The sequence below is a fragment of the Macrococcus equipercicus genome (genome assembly GCF_024205945.1).
Lineage (GTDB): Bacteria > Bacillota > Bacilli > Staphylococcales > Staphylococcaceae > Macrococcus > Macrococcus equipercicus.
Map to the genome: position 1 here is coordinate 522,744 of NZ_CP073809.1, position 19,115 is coordinate 541,858.

At 45.3% G+C, this 19,115-nt stretch carries 15 protein-coding genes; 9 read left to right on the forward strand and 6 right to left on the reverse strand.

The features are described from left to right. Nucleotides 1-97 precede the first annotated feature (97 nt). Nucleotides 98-2,032: a polyglycerol-phosphate lipoteichoic acid synthase LtaS gene (ltaS, locus tag KFV11_RS02765; protein ID WP_149457973.1), complete on the forward strand. Its 1,935-nt coding sequence runs from the start codon at nt 98-100 to the stop codon at nt 2,030-2,032. A 45-nt stretch (nt 2,033-2,077) separates the two neighbouring features. On the opposite strand, the gene KFV11_RS02770 is transcribed toward ltaS, so the two are convergent. After that, nucleotides 2,078-2,890: a ZIP family metal transporter gene (locus KFV11_RS02770; protein WP_149457974.1), complete on the reverse strand. Its 813-nt coding sequence runs from the start codon at nt 2,888-2,890 to the stop codon at nt 2,078-2,080. Nucleotides 2,891-2,979: 89 nt separating this feature from the next. On the opposite strand from KFV11_RS02770, the gene KFV11_RS02775 reads away from it, so the two are divergent. Genes KFV11_RS02775 through KFV11_RS02800 form a run of 6 tightly spaced genes read left to right on the forward strand, consistent with a single transcriptional unit; the run spans nt 2,980 to nt 10,722 of the window. Then, a complete protein-coding gene (locus KFV11_RS02775; protein ID WP_254250308.1) occupies nt 2,980-4,836 on the forward strand; it encodes an ABC-F family ATP-binding cassette domain-containing protein in 1,857 nt (618 codons plus the stop codon). A gap of 7 nt (nt 4,837-4,843) precedes the next feature. Continuing rightward, complete coding sequence (gene recQ, locus KFV11_RS02780; protein ID WP_254250309.1) at nt 4,844-6,610, forward strand: DNA helicase RecQ; 1,767 nt, start codon at nt 4,844-4,846, stop codon at nt 6,608-6,610. A 50-nt stretch (nt 6,611-6,660) separates the two neighbouring features. After that, on the forward strand, nt 6,661-7,590 hold the full coding sequence (locus KFV11_RS02785; RefSeq protein WP_149457977.1) for an ABC transporter ATP-binding protein: 930 nt from the start codon (nt 6,661-6,663) through the stop codon (nt 7,588-7,590). Next, the gene (locus tag KFV11_RS02790; protein ID WP_254250310.1) at nt 7,587-9,101 is read left to right on the forward strand and encodes an ABC transporter permease/substrate-binding protein; all 1,515 of its coding nucleotides are present in this window, start codon (nt 7,587-7,589) and stop codon (nt 9,099-9,101) included. Before KFV11_RS02785 ends, KFV11_RS02790 begins: the two co-directional genes overlap by 4 nt. A 10-nt stretch (nt 9,102-9,111) precedes the next feature. Next, entirely contained in the window at nt 9,112-10,164 is a 1,053-nt protein-coding gene (gene hisC, locus KFV11_RS02795; protein ID WP_149457979.1) for a histidinol-phosphate transaminase, read from the forward strand. 21 nt (nt 10,165-10,185) lie between these two features. Then, the gene (locus KFV11_RS02800) at nt 10,186-10,722 is read left to right on the forward strand and encodes a 5' nucleotidase, NT5C type (protein ID WP_149457980.1); all 537 of its coding nucleotides are present in this window, start codon (nt 10,186-10,188) and stop codon (nt 10,720-10,722) included. 51 nt (nt 10,723-10,773) lie between these two features. Here KFV11_RS02800 and KFV11_RS02805 read toward each other — a convergent pair whose 3' ends face one another. From KFV11_RS02805 to KFV11_RS02825, 5 genes are all read right to left on the reverse strand, one after another. Next, nucleotides 10,774-11,685 carry a diacylglycerol/lipid kinase family protein gene (locus KFV11_RS02805; RefSeq protein WP_149457981.1) on the reverse strand — a complete coding sequence of 304 codons (912 nt, stop codon included), beginning with the start codon at nt 11,683-11,685 and terminating at the stop codon, nt 10,774-10,776. A gap of 74 nt (nt 11,686-11,759) precedes the next feature. After that, nucleotides 11,760-13,241 carry a peptide MFS transporter gene (locus tag KFV11_RS02810; RefSeq protein ID WP_149458334.1) on the reverse strand — a complete coding sequence of 494 codons (1,482 nt, stop codon included), beginning with the start codon at nt 13,239-13,241 and terminating at the stop codon, nt 11,760-11,762. A 100-nt stretch (nt 13,242-13,341) separates the two neighbouring features. Continuing rightward, complete coding sequence (locus KFV11_RS02815) at nt 13,342-14,853, reverse strand: peptide MFS transporter (protein ID WP_254250311.1); 1,512 nt, start codon at nt 14,851-14,853, stop codon at nt 13,342-13,344. A gap of 87 nt (nt 14,854-14,940) precedes the next feature. After that, on the reverse strand, nt 14,941-15,438 hold the full coding sequence (queF, locus tag KFV11_RS02820; RefSeq protein WP_254250312.1) for a preQ(1) synthase: 498 nt from the start codon (nt 15,436-15,438) through the stop codon (nt 14,941-14,943). Then, nucleotides 15,435-16,295, reverse strand: coding sequence for a DMT family transporter (locus KFV11_RS02825; protein WP_149457984.1), 861 nt, complete (start codon nt 16,293-16,295; stop codon nt 15,435-15,437). The genes queF and KFV11_RS02825 overlap by 4 nt, the downstream gene beginning before the upstream one ends. Nucleotides 16,296-16,650: 355 nt before the next feature. Between KFV11_RS02825 and nrdI the strand changes: the two genes are divergently transcribed. Then, on the forward strand, nt 16,651-17,037 hold the full coding sequence (gene nrdI, locus KFV11_RS02830; RefSeq protein WP_254250313.1) for a class Ib ribonucleoside-diphosphate reductase assembly flavoprotein NrdI: 387 nt from the start codon (nt 16,651-16,653) through the stop codon (nt 17,035-17,037). Further along, on the forward strand, nt 17,000-19,105 hold the full coding sequence (nrdE, locus tag KFV11_RS02835; RefSeq protein WP_149457986.1) for a class 1b ribonucleoside-diphosphate reductase subunit alpha: 2,106 nt from the start codon (nt 17,000-17,002) through the stop codon (nt 19,103-19,105). The genes nrdI and nrdE overlap by 38 nt, the downstream gene beginning before the upstream one ends. The last annotated feature ends 10 nt before the right edge of the window (nt 19,106-19,115 follow it).

Here is a 19,115-nt window from a genome sequence, read left to right on the forward strand (position 1 = left end):
AGCATGATAATTTAAAGTAAATTTTATTAATGATCCCTGGGACACTAGTCATCTCAATCAATTATTTCAACCAATTTTATTTAATGGAGGAAAACTTATGAAGGAACGTAAAATAAGTATTTTTGTCTTCTTCCTGCTGACATTATTGACCATTTCAATAAAAACGTATTTCGCATACTATATCGATTTGTCACTCGGCGTAAAAGGCATAGTACAAAATTTAATATTACTGATGAATCCTTATAGTCTTGTCGCACTTATTTTGAGTGTGTTTTTATTCTTTAAAGGTCGTAAAGCATTCTGGCTGGTCTTTACAGCAGGATTCTTTCTGACATTACTGCTTTATTCCAATGTCGTTTACTTCAGATTCTTCTCTGATTTCTTGACATTCAGCACTTTGAATCAAGTAAGTAATGTCGATTCTATGTCAGGAGCTGTATGGAGTTCATTCCAATGGTATGACTTCGTCTACTTTATCGACACGATCATTTATCTGTTCGTTCTGCTGTTTAGAAAACAGTGGCTCAATACAAAAGCATTCAAGCGTAAATTCGTACCGGTATTAATGGGAATAGCAGTCGCACTGTTCTTCCTTAACCTGGCGTTTGCTGAATCAGACCGCCCGGAATTATTGACCCGGACATTTGACCACAAATATTTAGTCAAATATTTAGGACCGTACAACTTTACGGTGTACGACGGTGTCAAGACGATTAAAAATAACCAGCAAAAAGCAATGGCAAGTGAAGATGATCTTGCTAAAGTAAGATCGTACACAAAAACAAAATATGCTGAACCGAATCAACAGTATTTCGGCATCGCCAAGAAGAAGAACATCATTAAAATCCATCTGGAAAGCTTCCAGACTTTCCTGCTCGGACTGAAAGTTAATGGAGAAGAAGTGACACCATTCCTGAATCAGCTGACAAAAGGCAATGGGGACTTCATCTATTACAGCAATTTCTTCCATTCAACAGGCCAAGGGAAAACTTCTGATGCTGAACTGACGATGGATAATAGTATTTACGGGCTGCCGCAAGGTTCTGCGTTCTCACTGAAAGGTGATAACACGTATCAGTCACTGCCTGCGATATTGAATCAGCAGGAAGGCTATTACACATCAGTCATGCACGGCGACTACAAAACATTCTGGAACAGAGACCAGATTTATAAACATTTCGGTATCGATAAGTTCTACGATGCATCGTATTATGATATGAGTCCTGACAACCTTGAGAACTTAGGCTTGAAAGACAAAGAATTCTTCAAGGAATCTATACCTTACTTGAAAGCAGAGAAACAGCCGTTTTACACGCATCTGTTGACATTGACCAACCATTATCCGTTTACAGTAAGCAAGAAAGACGCGACTATCGCTTCACCGAATACAGGGAACCCGACAGTCGACGGATACATCCAAACAGCCCGTTATCTTGATGAATCAATAAAACAGTTCATTACAGAGCTTAAAAAAGAAGGACTGTATGACAACTCAGTCATCATGATCTACGGTGACCATTATGGTATCTCAGAAAACCATAATAAAGCGATGGCTAAACTGCTTGGTCAGGACATTACACCGACGAAATTCATGGATCTGCAGCGTACAGGTTTATTCCTGAAAGTCCCTGGTATTAAAGGACATGTTGATCCAACTTACGCAAGTCAAGTAGATGTAATGCCGACGCTCCTTCACTTAACAGGAATCGATGCGAAACCTTACATCGTTTTCGGTACTGATTTATTCTCTAAAAAACATAATCAGACCGTTGTCTTCAGAAATGGTGATTATATCACTCCTCAATATAAATCAATCAATGGAGTATATTACAACAATCAAACGAACGAGCCGCTAACAGATGAACAAGATAAGAAAAATGCAGAGAAAATCAAAAACCAAGTAGAAACTGAACTTGAAGTATCAGATAGTCTGTTAAATGGTGATTTGATGAGATTCTATAAAAATCCGGAATTCAAGAAAATCAATCCGATGAAATACAACTATGTTAATGGTACGGTAAGTAAAGAATAATCATTAAAGAAAAATCCCCTGAACTTTTGTTCAGGGGATTTTTGGTTAACCGAGCGATACGTCCAGTATCATCATGATAGTGAAGCCGAGCATTAAGCCGAGTGTCGCAAGGTCTGTATTATTACCGGATTGTGACTCTGGAATCAGTTCTTCTACGACGACAAAAATCATCGCACCCGCTGCAAATGCTAAAGCATAAGGCAGTAACGGTGTAATAAGTAAGACAGCAGCAGCGCCGATGACGGCGAACAGCGGTTCTACAAGTGCTGAAGCCTGTCCGAGCTGGAATGCCTTGCCCTTCGACTTGCCGTCTGCATAGAGCGGCAGGCTGAGCGCTGTCCCTTCCGGAATGTTCTGAATACCGATACCGATCGCAAGACCGATTGCTGCAAGCAGCGCAGTATGGTCATGATGGATAATGGAACCGAACGCAACACCGAGTGCCAGTCCTTCCGGAATATTATGTAATGTGATTGCGAGCAGTAACAGTGTTGACTGCTTTAAGTTACTTTTGACGCCTTCCTGCCTGTGTCCTTCTGAGCCTTCTCTATGCATATGGGGAATAATGAAATCAAGGCCGCGGATAAACATCCCGCCGAGCAGAAAGCCGACAGCTGCCGGTATCCACGGGATATTCCCCGCCTTTTCACTGAATTCGAGTGCCGGGGCGAGCAGTGACCAGAATGAGGCTGCAATCATGACGCCCGCTGCAAAACCCTGCATCGTGTTCAGCAGCTTGTTATTGACGCCGCGCACGAAGAACACAGCAGCAGCACCAGCAGCCGTTAAACTCCAGGTGAAAATTCCGGCAATCAGTGCCTGGATAACAGGTGATAATTGACTAAACCAGTCGTACATACGTACCTCCTTATTAAAAAAAGTGTATAATATTATATTGAGATTTTCATTTATAAATCATAACACATTAGACGAGATGAGGCCTAACTTTGGAAGCATATAAAATTGAGAAATTAATGAAGCAGTATGGTGACAAAACGATTTTTCACGATGTCGGTCTGAGTATCGCTGAAGGTGAAAAAGTAGCATTAGTCGGCATCAACGGCACCGGCAAAAGTGCACTGCTTAAATGTATCGCAGAAATTGAGCCGCATGACGGCGAGGTGACGCATCCTAATCATTATAAGATCAGCTACGCTGCCCAGGACCCTGTGCTAAGTGACGAGGACAATGCACTGGCCAATGTAATGGATCAGGACAGCCCGGTCGTACGTCTGCTCAATGAGTATGAAGCAGTCATCCAGCTGATGGCCCATGATACTTCTGAAGCGGTGATGCATCGCTTCAACAAGCTGCAGCAGCAGCTGGATGCTGTAGATGGCTTCAGCTATCAGGCAGAAGCCCGGACGATTCTGACGAAGCTCGGAATTATGGATCATACATCACCGCTGAAGACAATGAGCGGCGGCCAGCAGAAGCGGGTGGCACTTGCCCGGACCCTGCTTGAGAAACCGGATCTGCTGCTGCTTGATGAACCGACCAACCATCTGGATTTTGAATCCATCGCCTGGCTCATTCAGTTTATTAAGAGCTATAAAAAATCGGTGCTTGTCGTCACCCATGACCGTTATTTCTTGAATGAGACAGCTGACCGCATCATTGAACTGAGAAACGGGCGGACGTATCAGTATCCTGGAAACTATGATGCCTATATTGTCGGCAAGGCTGAAGAAGAGGCGACGCTTGAACGCGTGCAGCATAAAGAAAAGCAGCTCTATAAGCAGGAGCTCGCCTGGATGCGTAAAGGCGCGAAAGCCCGCTCGACAAAACAGCAGGCCCGTATTGAACGCTTCAAGTCCATCGAAGACAAAGTAGCAGGACATATTTCTAAAGATGAGATGGCTGTCGATTTGAGCCACCAGCGGCTCGGTAAACAAGTATTTGAACTGGAGAATATCGGGATGGCATTCAACGGCCGGACATTGTTTGACAGCTTCAGCACTATCGTTCAGACGACTGACCGGATTGGTATTGTCGGCGAGAACGGGACAGGCAAGTCAACGCTGTTGAACATACTCGCGATGGAGCTTGAAAACTTCACTGGTCACTTGAAAGTCGGACAGACGGTTAAAGTCGGCTATTACAAGCAGAGCAATGCCCGTATGAATGAACAGATGCGAGTCATTGACTTTCTGCGGGAAAAAGCAGAGGAAGCCACGCAGTCTGACGGCACGAAGATTTCTGTCACGCAGCTGCTCGAACGGTTTCTGTTTCCGTCAAGCACCCACGGGACATTGATTCACCGGCTGTCAGGCGGAGAGAAGAAGCGCCTGTACTTACTCAGCATACTGATTGAAGGACCGAATGTGCTGCTGCTGGATGAGCCGACGAATGATCTCGATACAGAGACACTGACTATTCTTGAGCACTATTTGTCTGAATTCAGCGGTGCCGTGATCACTGTCAGCCATGACCGCTATTTCCTGGATAAAGTCGTGAACAAATACTGGTATTTGCATGACGGCGAAGTAGAGACATTACTCGGAGAATTTGACGATTATTTAACAGCGAAGAAGGACAAGGCTTCCGCTGTTAAAGTGCAGCCGGCGACTGTAAAGCCAAGACAGCAGAGCCGCATATCGTATAAGGAAAAACGCCGGTTTGAACAGCTGGGCTTGGAAATTGAGTCACTCGAACTGCAACTCGAGTCTGTTGATGCTGAGATTGCCGGTGAAACAACAAATTATGAGCGGTTGAATGAACTGACTGCTGAACGAGAAGCTTTAACTTTACGCTATGACGAATCATTCATCGAATGGAGCGACTTAGCAGAACGGATGGAGTAGAACATTAGTGGAAGACATATTACAGCGCTATTTTGGTTATGAGACATTTCGTACAGGTCAGCGGGAGTTAATATCATTTGTGCTGGACAATGAGTCAGCACTCGGGATTTTGCCGACAGGTGGAGGGAAATCCATCTGTTATCAAGTGCCGGGCATTATTAAAGGGGGCCTTACGCTTGTCATCAGCCCGCTGATTTCATTAATGAAAGATCAGGTCGATACATTGAACGCCTCAGGGATCAGTGCCGCTTATTTGAACAGCAACTTAAAAGCAGCCGAAGAACGGGAAATCATGACAGGTCTTGCCTATAACCGCTATCAGTTTCTTTATGTGGCGCCGGAACGATTCAATCAGCTGACTTTCAGGCAGATGCTGAATCAGCTTGATATTAAGCTGATCGCTTTTGATGAAGCACACTGCATCTCCAAATGGGGTCATGATTTCAGACCGAGCTACCGGCAGGTCATCAATTTTATCGGCCGGTTCAGCTGTCCGTTTCTTGCGGTGACCGCTACGGCGACAGTCGACGTCAAAAAAGATATACAGTCACTGTTAAACATAGCAGATGACCACGTCATCGAAACAAGCACAGGACGTGATAACCTGGCATTTAAAGTTGACCCGACTTATCAGAAAGAGAAGATGGTGCGGGAGTACGTCAGCAGTCACCGGCATGACTCAGGCATCATCTATGCCGGAACAAGAAAACAGGTCGAGGCGCTCAGTGAGCAGTTTAATCATCTGAATATTGATCACACTCTTTATCACGCCGGTCTGCCAAAGGCCGAGCGTGAGGAAAACCAGGCGAAGTTCGTCAACGATGACTGCCCGGTTATGATTGCGACGAATGCATTCGGCATGGGGATTGATAAATCCAATGTCCGTTACGTCATTCATTACAACATGCCGCAGGACCTGGAATCCTATTATCAGGAGGCGGGCCGCGCCGGACGGGACGGCCTGGACAGTGAATGTATTCTGCTGTTCAGTGACCAGGATATTAGACTGCAGCAGTTCTTCATCAGCACGAGCGATGAAGCGATTCAGGAGAAGAAGAAAGAGAAGCTTGAGAAGATGGTGCACTATACGAAGACAACACAGTGCCTGCAAGGAACAATCATCAATTACTTTAACCCGGATGAGCATTTACAACCATGCGGCAAGTGCGGCAACTGTCTGCGTCAAGGCTCTTATAACATGACGACTGAGGCGCTGAAGATTTTAAGCTGCCTGATCCGCATGAAAGAGCCGGTGAACCGTCTGCTGCTCATTAAAGTGCTGAGAGGGGAAGATGATCATGAAATCAAAGATTATCATTACCATCAGCTCAGTACTTTCGGTCTGCTGAAAGACTATGAAACAAAGGACATCTCAAGATTTATTGATACGCTGCTGTTCAATGGTTATATTCATGAAGTGAACGGCAGAATGATCTGTCATCCGTCAGCGAAAGAAGTCATCATGGGGCAGACAAAAGTGATGACTCACTATGAACCGATTAATTACAAAGAAAAAGTGACGATTAAAACAGTGACTGAAGTCAACGAGCAGCTCTTCAGTCAGCTGAAAAAAGTGAGAAAGCAGCTGGCTTCAGAGCTGAATGTGCCGCCGTTTACCATCTTCTCCGATCATACGCTGACGTTATTCGCCAAGAAGATGCCGACAACGAAGCAGGAGATGATTCATATTGAGGGGGTAGGCAGCTATAAGCTGAAGCATTATTGTCCGCAGTTCATTGATTGTATCAATGACTATCTGTCAGTGGCAAGATAGCGGCGATAGGCTTACAATAGATTGTAACAACTAACTTGCGGGGTGACGTCATGATAAAGTTCGATAATGTGTCAAAAATATATGGAGATAAGCATGCAGTGGATCATGTCTCCATGAATATTAAAGAAGGAGAGTTTTTCGTCCTGATTGGTCCTTCAGGCTGCGGCAAGACGACGACTCTCAAAATGATCAATCGTCTTATCCCGTTGTCAACCGGCTATATTTATTTCAAGGACAGACCAATCAGCAGCTATAAACTTGATGAGATGCGCTGGGATATCGGCTACGTGCTGCAGCAGATTGCTCTGTTTCCGCATATGACCATCCGCGATAATATCGCCCAAGTCCCATTGATGAAGAGATGGTCGCAGGCTGACATTGACAGCCAAGTCGACCGGCTGCTGAATATGACGGGTCTACCTGCTGAACAGTATCGGCATCGTTATCCGGCCGAACTGTCCGGCGGCCAGCAGCAGCGTGTCGGTGTCGTGCGCGCCCTCGCGGCTGACCCGCCGGTCATTTTGATGGATGAGCCGTTCAGTGCCCTCGATCCAATCAGCCGTGAGAAGCTGCAGGATGATCTGCTTAAGTTGCAGTCAGAAATCAAAAAGACAATTATCTTTGTCACGCATGACATTGCTGAAGCATTTAAACTGGGTGACCGCATCTGCCTGATGAATGAAGGCCGTATCGAACAGATCGGTACGCCTGAAGAGTTTATGAAAAATCCGAAAAACGATTTCGTGAAATCATTTATCGGCAATATGGCAGGCAGAATATACTACGCTGAAAACTTTGCCACACCTCTGCCGTTTGACCCGCAGTTTCAGGTCATGCCTGCTGACACGAGAATGGAAGAGATATACGACCTGCTGCAGACGCATGAGCGGATCAATATAGAGAGCGGGGACAAGTACATAGGTGCCATCACAAGAAGCACAGTGTTCACGCAGTTAAGTAAAGGAGGACAACCTTCATGAACGATTTAATGAACACACTGACAGAACGTAAAGGTGAACTGCTTACTGCTTTATTCGAGCATATTCAGCTGTCATTCATCGCTCTGCTGATCGCCATGCTGATTGCGGTGCCGCTCGGTATTCTGCTGACGAGAAGACAGAAGATCGCAGAACCGATCATCAATATTGCAGCAGTACTCCAGACTATTCCGTCACTCGCTCTGCTCGGGCTGATGATTCCGCTGTTTGGTATCGGCCGGATCCCAGCAATCATTGCCCTTGTCATCTATGCACTGCTGCCGATTCTGCGCAATACATACACGGGCATTAAAGAAGTGGATCCATCACTGAAAGAAGCGGCGAGCGGCATCGGGATGAACCCGTTCCGCCGGCTGACAAAAGTCGAACTGCCGCTTGCGATGCCTGTCATTATGGCGGGAATACGGACAGCGATGGTGCTGATTATCGGTACAGCGACACTTGCCGCATTCATTGGTGCAGGAGGTCTCGGTGACTTGATTCTGCTGGGGATCGACCGCAATAATACATCGTTAATACTGCTTGGTGCCATTCCGGCTGCAATACTTGCTGTGTTCTTTGACAGCATACTGCGTGTTATGCAGCGGCTATCCTACAAGAACATCGGCATCATTTTGGCAGTTCTTGCAGCTCTGTGCGTCGTTGTAGCAGTGCTGCCGCTGTTCAACCGCGGCAGTGACAAACTGGAGATCGCCGGCAAACTTGGCACAGAACCAGAGATCATCACGAATATGTATAAGTTTGTCATCGAAGACAAAACGGCTCTTAAAGTCGATGTGAAGCCGGGTCTCGGTAAGACGTCATTTTTATTCAACGCGCTGAAGTCAGGAGACATTGACGGTTACCTGGAATTCACCGGCACGGTCCTCGGTGAACTGACGAAAGAACAGCCGACGGGAACAACTGAACAGGAAGTATTCAAACAGGCGAAAACATCCATTGATAAAAAATACGGCATGGCGCTGTTAGCACCGATGAAATACAACAATACTTATGCGCTGGCCGTGAAAAAAGAGTACGCCGAGCAGCACGGCTTAAAGACAATATCTGACCTGGCTAAAGTGAAAAATGACATTAAGGCCGGATTTACACTTGAATTCAACGACCGGGAAGATGGCTATAAAGGCATCCAGAAAAAATACGGCATTCAATTGAAGAACGTCAAGACGATGGAACCTAAAATTCGCTATCAGGCCGTACAAAACGGCAGTATTGATGTCATCGATGCTTACTCAACAGATGCTGAGCTCCGCAAATACGGCATGGTTGTCCTGCAGGACGATCAACAGCTCTTCCCGCCTTATCAAGGGGCACCGCTATTTATGAATCAAACGATCAAAGACCATCCTGAAGTGAAGACAGCACTTAATACACTGGCCGGTAAAATTACTGACGAAGAGATGCAGCAGATGAACTATGATGTCGCTTACGGCGGCAAGAAAGCAGAAGATGTCGCACGGCAATATTTGAAACAGCATCAGCTGATAAAATAGGAGGGCTCGTATGAAACCACAGATTAAGCAACTGAATGTCTACCAGCCTGGCAAAACAGCTGAGGAACTTCAGACAGAACTTGGTATTAACGGCGAGATGATGAAACTCTCATCCAATGAGAATGTTTACGGACCGTCACCTGCAGTGCAGCGAGCACTGCAGCAAGCGCTGAAAAATCTGCATGAATATCCGGATAGCAGCGGCAGAGCGCTTAAACAGACGATCGCTGCCCATTATGATGTTGCTGAAGCGTCGATACTGCTCGGTGCAGGACTCGATGAAGTGATTATGATGCTGTCCCGTGCTATTTTAAGACCAGGTGACGTCATACTGACAAGTGACCAGACGTTTGTCCAGTATCAGCATCATGCAGTCATTGAAGACTGTACGATTGTGACCGCGCCACTGACAGATGGCAAATTTAATTTGACGGCGCTCAGCGCTAAAATTTCTGCTGACACCGCGCTGATCTGGCTGTGCAATCCGAATAATCCGACCGGCAACTATTTCTCAGAAGAAGAACTGACTGCATTTCTTGATCAAGCAGGGGATATTCCAGTCGTGCTGGACGAAGCTTACGCAGAATATGTGACGGCAACTGATTACCCGGACAGCTTCGCACTGCGTGCAGCTTATCCAAATCTGATCATCTTAAGAACATTCTCGAAAGCTTACGGACTTGCCGCATTACGTGTCGGCTACGCCGTTTCTTCTGATGACTGGACGTATCTATGGCATCATGTCAAACTGCCGTTCAATGTGACGTCGCTGTCACTTGCAGCGGCGGACGCTGCACTGCAGGATCAGTCGTACTTGACAACAGTTCAGCAGCGGAATGCAGTGGAAAGACAGCGTTATTTTGCTTCTGAGGTCAGCAAATATCTGCTGCCGTCTCAGACCAACTTTGTACTTGTGGAGACAGAAGACATCAAGCAGCTGAACGACTATTTACTTGATGCAAGTATTATTGCACGGCCGACGCCGGCTGGAGTGAGGATTACAATCGGCACGGCAGCGCAGAATACGGTTGTCATTAAAGCGCTGGAAGATTACTTTGCATAAAAAAATGAAGGGATGAACACTATGACGAGAGAAACAATTGCGATAGATATGGATGAAGTGCTGGCAGATACATTGAAGAAAGTCATCTTCAAATTCAATGAGGAGTCAGGTGAAACAGTGACGCTTGAGCAGCTGCAGGGTATTAAGCTGAGAGATATGCACCCGCAGCATGTAGACACGCTGTCCCAGCTACTGCTTGACCGTGAATTTTTCAGAGATCTGGAAGTGTTCCCGGATGCTGTCCGCGTCGTCAAACGTCTGACAGAGCATTATGACGTTTATATCGCGACAGCAGCGATGGATGTTCCGACGTCTTTCGATGCCAAGTATGAATGGCTGCTGGAACATTTTCCGTTTCTTGATCCGCAGCACTTTATTTTCTGCGGGAATAAAGGCATTGTCGGCACAGATTACTTAATTGATGACAATCCTAAGCAGCTCCGGGCATTCAAAGGTAAAGGCATTATGTACAATGCCGCTCACAACATCCATGAAGAGGGCTTTGACCGTGTGCACAGCTGGCAGGAAGTAGAAGCTTATTTTCTTAATGACAAATAAAATACCGGCCGCAGCGCTGCGGCCGGTATTTTATATGCAGCATGTTTACTGTTAAAAAGTTTTGTTCCCTGTAAACATCCGCAGGCGCTTAGTGAGCATGTCAATCTGCAGCGGTGTCTCAATATCAATTTCACCATCGACATCGACAGCCATCGTCTCTGCGGTCTCTATCGTAATCTGGCAGCCGGAATAATGTTCGATGTTGTTACTGAGCTCATTCCAGTTGTCCGTACTTTTTTCGGACAGCAGCTCTGTGAACAGCTTGATACCGGACTCTTTGAAGATGAACACATTAAGAATACCGTCATCCGCCGCAAGCTCCGTCAGCGGTATACGGTTGCCGCCTACAAACTGGCCGTTGGCTGTAATAATCATGGAACTGCTGCCTGTAATGAGTTTACCGTCAACCGTCACTTTATAGTCGAAGAAAGTCGGATTGGTGACATTTTTCAGTGTCGACATCAAGTAGCTGAATTTACCGATTCTGCTCTTGGCATCTTCTGCAACGCCTTCAGAGTTTTCGACAATAAGGCCGAGACCGACAAAATTAAGAACGTATCTGTCATTCACTTTCATCACATCGATATGTTTGACTGAAGCTTCAAGCAATGCCTGTGAGGCGGCAACGGGCTCAGGCGGCAGATTCAAAGTTTTCGTGAAGTCATTAAACGTACCGCCCGGCAGAATGCCGATCGGCAGGTTAAGCTCTGCTGCAATCACCCCGTTGATCAGTTCGTGCACCGTGCCGTCACCACCCAGTAAGTAAATCACATCAAACGGCAGCTGTTCTTCTTTGATCTTATGGCAGTAATCGATAATATCGCCTTTCTCCTCGCTTTTATATATAGTGAGCGACTGACACATCTTTACAAGATTTTTCGTGACTTCTCCGATAGTCTCGGTCACTTCTCCTTGTCCTGCACTGTCATGATAGAATAAAATTCCGTTTGTAAAGCTTGCCATAGTGACACCTCGTTTTTATTATACTGTACCCTTTTTCCAAATAAAAAACACGCGCCGGAGCACGTGCTGAAAAATTAATGGATCCCTTCCATATGGCGCGAAATCCAGCGGTTCAATAACATCATCAGCACAAATAAGATGATGGCGAGACCACCGATGAACGCGAAGTAATTAGCGTAACCGAGCGGTGCCACAAGATTGACCAGCTGGGCATTGATAGCCTGAGCAGTGGCATTCGTCAAGAACCAGAGACTAAGCATCTGTGAACTGAAGGCCTCAGGTGCCAGTTTGACGGAAACCGAAGAACCGGTAGGAGACAAGCAGAGTTCACCGATGACACACAGCAAAAATGATGTGACAAGCCACATTGGATGATACAGTGAATGGCCGCCGCTCATCGTCGGAATCACCATAATCAGGAACGAAGCACCGGCAAACAACAGACCGATTGCAAACTTCAGTGGTGTTGATGGATTATATTTACCAAGTTTTGCCCAGAGTGCTGAAATGACAGGGGCAAGCAGCACGATGAAGAACGGGTTGATGGACTGGAACCAGGCAGCCGGAACAATATAGTTGAATCCGAACACTTTGTTCATGTCAAGCTGTGTGCGTTCGTTGGCAAATATGCTCAGCACGTTTGCGCCTTGTTCCTGAATAGACCAGAACATGACACCCGCGATAAACAGCGGAATGTAAGCGAGCAGTCTTGAGCGTTCAGTAGCAGTGACATCTTGACTACGGAACATAGTTGTGAAGTACAGCACAGGAAGGATGACTCCAAGCACAGTCACAACGACTGAGAAGGTGCGGAATGACAGCACGCCTGTCAATTGAGCGGCGATCAGTACGACTGCAACAGCTATCACAGCACCGATAATCATTTTTGAATATCTGCTTTTCTCAGCAGCGGACAGTGGATGCGTCGGTTCCAGACCGACTAAACCGAGGGAACGTCTGTTGAATATCAGATAGATGATGAGCGCAAGTGCCATACCGATAGCCGCTGCAAGAAAGCCGAGATGATAATTATAGTTCTTCTGCAGTGCGCCGACGATGAATGGTGACAACAACGCACCCATATTGACAGACATATAGAAGATGACGAAGCCTGCATCCATTCTGCTGTCATTCTTGTCATAGAGACCGCCGACGACATTCGAAATATTCGGTTTCATCAGTCCGGACCCGACGATGATCAGCAGCATGGACGCTAAAAATGCTGGTACACCGAACGGCAGACTCATCGCGATATGGCCGCCCATAATGAGCAGTGCGCCGATGAGCAGTGACTTTCTTGAGCCGATGACACGGTCAGCCAGCCAGCCGCCGATAATACCAGTCATAAAGATCAGTGCGCCGTACATCGATGCGACACTGGCAGCGGTCGTCTGGTCCATCCCAAGGCCGCCGTTGATCACTTTATCATACATATAGTAAACGAGGATAGCACGCATCCCGTAATAACTGAAGCGTTCCCAGAACTCAACGAAGAACAGTATGCCAAGCCCTTTCGGATGGCCGAAGAAACCGGCATGCGGTACGCTGTCCACCATCTCTTTTCTTGTATAAGCCAAAATAAATCTCTCCTTTAAAAGTTAGAATGTTATGAAAATTAAAAGAACAGAATATATAATATTCTGCTCCTTGTAGTGGTTAATGAATGCCATGCATCAATTTTTTGATGAATGGTGATACGAAGAATAATATTATTCCTAGTCCGATAGCGATGCCTCCGAATATTCCGAAGTAACGGACAGGACTAACAGATGTATAGACATTCACCAGCTGTGCATTTAATCCTTGCGCCATCGTATTGGACAGGAACCAGATACTCATCATCTGTGCTGTAAATGCTTCAGGCGCAAGTTTAGTCGTTGTTGACAGACCCGTCGGTGATAAGCAGAGCTCCGCAAGTGTGACGAGCAGGAAGCTGAGAACAAGCCATAATGGATTAATCAGCTGAACACCACTTTGAAGCGGCATAATCATAATCATAAAGCTTAAACCGGCAAGAATGAGTGCAATCGCAAACTTAACGACTGTTGATGGATTGCGTTTACCGAGTTTAGTCCAGAGAATCGAGAATAAAGGTGCTAGTGTGACGATAAACAATGGATTGAGTGACTGGAACCATGCAGCCGGAATACGAAAATCGATAGCGCCATTTGTCAGGACGTTCAAATCAAGCTGTGTCTTCTTATCAGAAAAATTAGCAAGAACGGTTGAACCCTGCTCCTGAATCATCCAGAACACAACAGCAGCTAAAAACAGCGGGATGTAAGCTGTGACACGCGATTTTTCGACGCTTGATGTTTTAGGTGATATGATCATCAGAGTGAAGTAGATGACCGGCAGGACGACGCCGAGAAATGTAATCATATTGGCGAAGTGCGGCAGATCAAGCTGTCCGCGCCATGCCAGGTAGACGAAGTAAAGCGCAAAGACCAGAACGATAACAAGCAGGTATGTGATGGTCTTCTTGCGTTCTTCCGGTGTAATCGGATTCGGTACATCTAGTCCGGCAAGACCAAGTGAGCGCTTTGACATGATGACAAAAGCAATAAGGCTGAAGAACATACCAATTGCTGCTGCCGCAAAGCCGGCATGGAAACCGATGTTCATCTGCAATGAACCGACGACAAGCGGCGCCAGAAAAGCACCGAGGTTAATAGACATAACGAATAAAGTGAAGGCTGCATCAACACGACTGTCATTCTTATGATAGAGCTCTCCGACTGTTGATGAAATATTAGGTTTCAGCAACCCGGTCCCCAATATAATGAATAACAGGGCGACGAGCATCAGTGTAAAGTTATTCGGCAGTGACAGCAGAATATGACCGATCATAATCAGCACGGCACCGATAGTGATTGAATGTCTTGTACCAAGTAACCGGTCAGCAATCCAGCCGCCGATAATACCGCTCATATAAATTAATGCACCGTAAATTGAAACGATTTGAAGCGCAAAACCTTCCTCAATTCCGAAACCGCCTTTAGCGACGCTGTAATAAAGATAGAAGACGAGAATGGCTTTCATGCCGTAATAGCTGAAGCGCTCCCAGAATTCTGTAAGCATTAAAGTGATAAGTCCTCTTGGATGTCCGAAGAAGCCGGTTCTCGGCATACTGTTGACGACTTCCTCACGCGTGTGACGAGCTGACATGATAATACCTCTTTTCAATTAAATAAGTAACAACGTAACTATTCTACTCTTTTTAGATTTTTTAGACAACTTCGTTTAAGAGTAATATTACCGGTTTGTAATCGTTTCCGGATAGAGGTCGTGATTCATCAGTCGGTAGGAAGCCATCTCCTCGTATTTCGTGTCAGGCCTGCCGTAGTTCGTATAAGGGTCGATGGAAATTCCGCCGCGCGGTGTGAATTTACCCCATACTTCGATATAGTGGGGGTCCATTAACTTAATCAGATCATTCATGATGATATTCATGCAGTCCTCATGGAAGTCACCGTGGTTTCTGAAGCTGAATAAATAAAGCTTCAATGATTTAGATTCGACCATCTTAACGTTTGGGATGTAGCTGATGTAAATCGTCGCAAAGTCAGGCTGGCCGGTAATCGGGCAGAGACTGGTGAATTCCGGGCAGTTGAATTTAACAAAGTAGTCACGTCCTTGATGTTTATTATCAAATGATTCTAGGACATCCGGATCGTAACTGTATTCATAGACGTTATTCTGATTGCCGAGCAATGTAATATCTTTTAGTTCGTCGTTTGTTCTTCCTGTCATGATAAGTCTCCTTTAGTTTTTGTTTTCTGAAACATGTAGTAACTCGCACTGAAAATAATGATATAACCGATATAGCTGAAGATATCCGGATGCTGGTGGAACATAAGAAATCCAATAAGAGCACTGAACAATACGGTTGCATAGAAAAAGATGGAAATATCTTTCGCCGGTGCAAACTGATAGGCGATTGTAATGCCGAACTGCCCCATAGTCGCAAAGATACCTGACAGCAGCAAATAAACAAGCTGTGTCATCGTCATCGGTTCATAATGAGTGATGACAAACGGCACTAGTACGATAGTTGAAAAAAATGAAAAATAAAAGACTGTCGTATAAAATTTCTCTTTAGGACCGAGCACTCTAAGCGTCGTATAAGCAAGGCCGGCAAACAGCGCCCCGAGTATTCCGATGAAAGAAACTGAAATATCGCTGGAAAAAGTCGGTTTAATGATGAACAGTGTCCCGGCAAACGCGACAATGATAGCCGCCGCCTGATACTTCTGAATGCGTTCCTTCAGAAATACAGCGCATAATATAATGGTAAAGAAAGGACTCAGTTTATTCAGCATATCCGCATCACTAAGTAACATGCGGTCAATCGTATAGTAGTTCAGGAGCACGCCGACAAGCCCGAATATACTTCTCGCCATAAGCAGCGGCTGATTGTTCAGGCTGCCAAACAGACGTTCATGATGCTTGATGACAAAATACAGCGGAATAATCATGCCGACTAAGTTGCGGAATAGCGACTTCTGCATGACCGGCAGCTCACCGGACAGTTTGACAAATGCTCCCATCAGACTGAAACCGAGCGAGGCGATCAGCAGCCACATGATGCCCTTCTGTTGATTATTCATAGTTTTCTCCTTATACTTACAGTTTCAGAAAATTTACCTCTTATTCTATCACAAAAACTTTCGGCTAAACTAGAAATATTAGATTGAAACGAGAAACTCTCAGAGTAAATATATTTTCTGAAGTCACAAAAATTTAATGAAATTTGCAAAGTCACATGGGGCAATGGATTGACGAAAATTATAGAAAGTCAAGCCTAATAATTTATAAAATTTAGGTTATGATAGATTGAAACGGGGAACAAACGTGCTATAATACTTCGTATATATTGTGGTTGTATTTGATAGCTAACACTATATATAGTGTTATTCATTGTATTAGCCGCAAAAGTGTGTGATACATATCGGAGTGATGACTATGAAGATTATTTATTACTCATTAACAGGAAATATTACAAGGTTTCTCAATAGAGCAGGCGTCGATGCAGTCCCTCTGACTGACGTCGGCGATGTCTGTGAACCTTATATTTTAGTGACAGGAACATTTGGTTTCGGAGAAGTACCGCAGCCGGTTGCTGATTTTTTAATGAAGCATCATTCGTATTTGAGGGGCGTTGCTGCAAGCGGCAACAAAAATTTCGGCCAAAACTTTGCCCGGGCCGGTGATACGATAGCAGCGCAGTACAACGTACCGCTGCTCATGAAGTTCGAGCTGCATGGCAATGAAGGGGATTCTATACTATTCAAGAAAAAGGTGGCGGATTTAGATGAAGATTCTAGACGAAAAAAAGTACAATCATATTGAACTGAACAACCAGGTGACAAAACGCCGTGAAGATGGATTCTTTGATCTTGCTAAAGATCAGGAGGCTCTGCTTGTCTACCTCGAAGAAGTGAACGATAAGACGATTCATTTTGATTCTCCGCTGGAACGCCTGCATTATCTTGTAGATAACAACTTCTACTACAATTTGTTCGAACAGTACACTGAAGAAGACTTGCTGGATATTATCAACTACACTGAAACGCTGCCTTTTACTTTTGCAAGTTATATGTCAGCAAGTAAGTTCTTCAAAGATTATGCGATGAAGACTAATGATAAAAAGCAGTACTTGGAGGATTACAAGCAGCATGTGATCATCGTCAGCCTGTATTTAGCGAAAGGTGATAAAGCACAGGCGATGGAACTGGTCAATGCGATGGTTGAGCAGCGTTATCAGCCGGCGACACCGACGTTTCTGAATGCCGGCCGTGCCCGCCGCGGTGAACTTGTCTCTTGTTTCCTGCTGGAAGTTGACGACAGTCTGAACTCCATCAACTACATCGATTCCACAGCGAAGCAGCTGTCTAAGATTGGTGGCGGCGTCGCGATCAACTTATCGAAGCTGCGTGCCCGCGGGGAAGCGATTAAAGGCATTAAAGGTGTCGCAAAAGGTGTGCTGCCGGTCGCTAAAGCACTGGAAGGCGGGTTCGGTTATGCCGATCAGCTCGGTCAGCGTCCCGGTGCTGGTGCCGTGTACTTGAATATCTTCCACTATGACGTCCTTGAATTCCTTGATACTAAAAAAGTGAATGCCGATGAAGACCTGCGTCTTTCTACGATTTCTACCGGCCTGATTGTGCCATCAAAATTCTTTGAGCTGGCACGTGATGGTAAAGACTTCTTTATGTTTGCACCGCATACAGTCGAGCAGGAATACGGTCAGACACTGGATGACATCAATCTGGATGAAATGTATGACCAGCTCGTCGAAAATCCGAATATTATCAAAAAATCAAAAGACGCGCGTGAAATGCTGAATACTATTGCACAGACGCAGCTGCAGTCAGGCTATCCTTATTTAATGTTCAAAGACAATGCCAACAAAGTGCATGCGAACAGCAATATCGGTCAGATCAAGATGAGTAACCTCTGCACAGAGATTTTCCAGCTGCAGGAGACATCGGTCATCAACGATTACGGTACAGAAGACGACATTAAGCGTGATATTTCATGTAACTTAGGGTCGTTGAATATTGTCAATGTGATGGAATCCAAAAAAGTGAAAGAATCTGTTCATATCGGAATGGATGCACTGACGACGGTGAGCGACGAAGCAGATATCAAAAATGCGCCGGGTGTCGCTAAAGCGAATCGCGAACTTCATTCTGTAGGACTCGGTGTGATGAACCTCCACGGCTTCCTCGCTAAAAACAAGATTGCCTATGAATCAGAAGAAGCAAAAGATTTCGCCAATACATTCTTCATGATGATGAACTTCTATTCGATTGAACGTTCGATGGAGATCGCTAAAGAACGCGGCGAATGTTACGCTGACTTTGAAAAGTCTGACTATGCGTCAGGGACATACTTTGATAAATATGTGTCAAACAGCTATGCACCGAAGTTCGAGAAAGTGAGTGCATTATTCGATGGTATTAAAGTGCCGACTGAAGCGGACTGGGCTGAACTGCGTGACCAGGTGAAACAGCATGGACTGTTCCATGCGTACCGCCTTGCCATCGCACCGACACAGAGTATTTCCTATGTGCAGAATGCGACAAGTTCAGTGATGCCGATAGTTGACCAGATTGAGCGACGAACATACGGCAACGCTGAAACATTCTATCCGATGCCGTTTTTATCGCCTGAAACGATGTGGTTCTATAAATCAGCGTTCACGACAAATCAGATGAAGCTGATTGATTTGATCGCGACGATTCAGGAACATGTCGATCAAGGGATCTCAACAATTCTGTTCGTCAATTCAGAGATTTCAACGAGAGAATTATCAAGGCTTTATGTGTATGCGCATCATAAAGGATTGAAATCACTTTACTATACAAGGAACAAGCTGTTAAGTGTAGAAGAATGTACGAGCTGTGCGGTATAAGTTAAAGAAA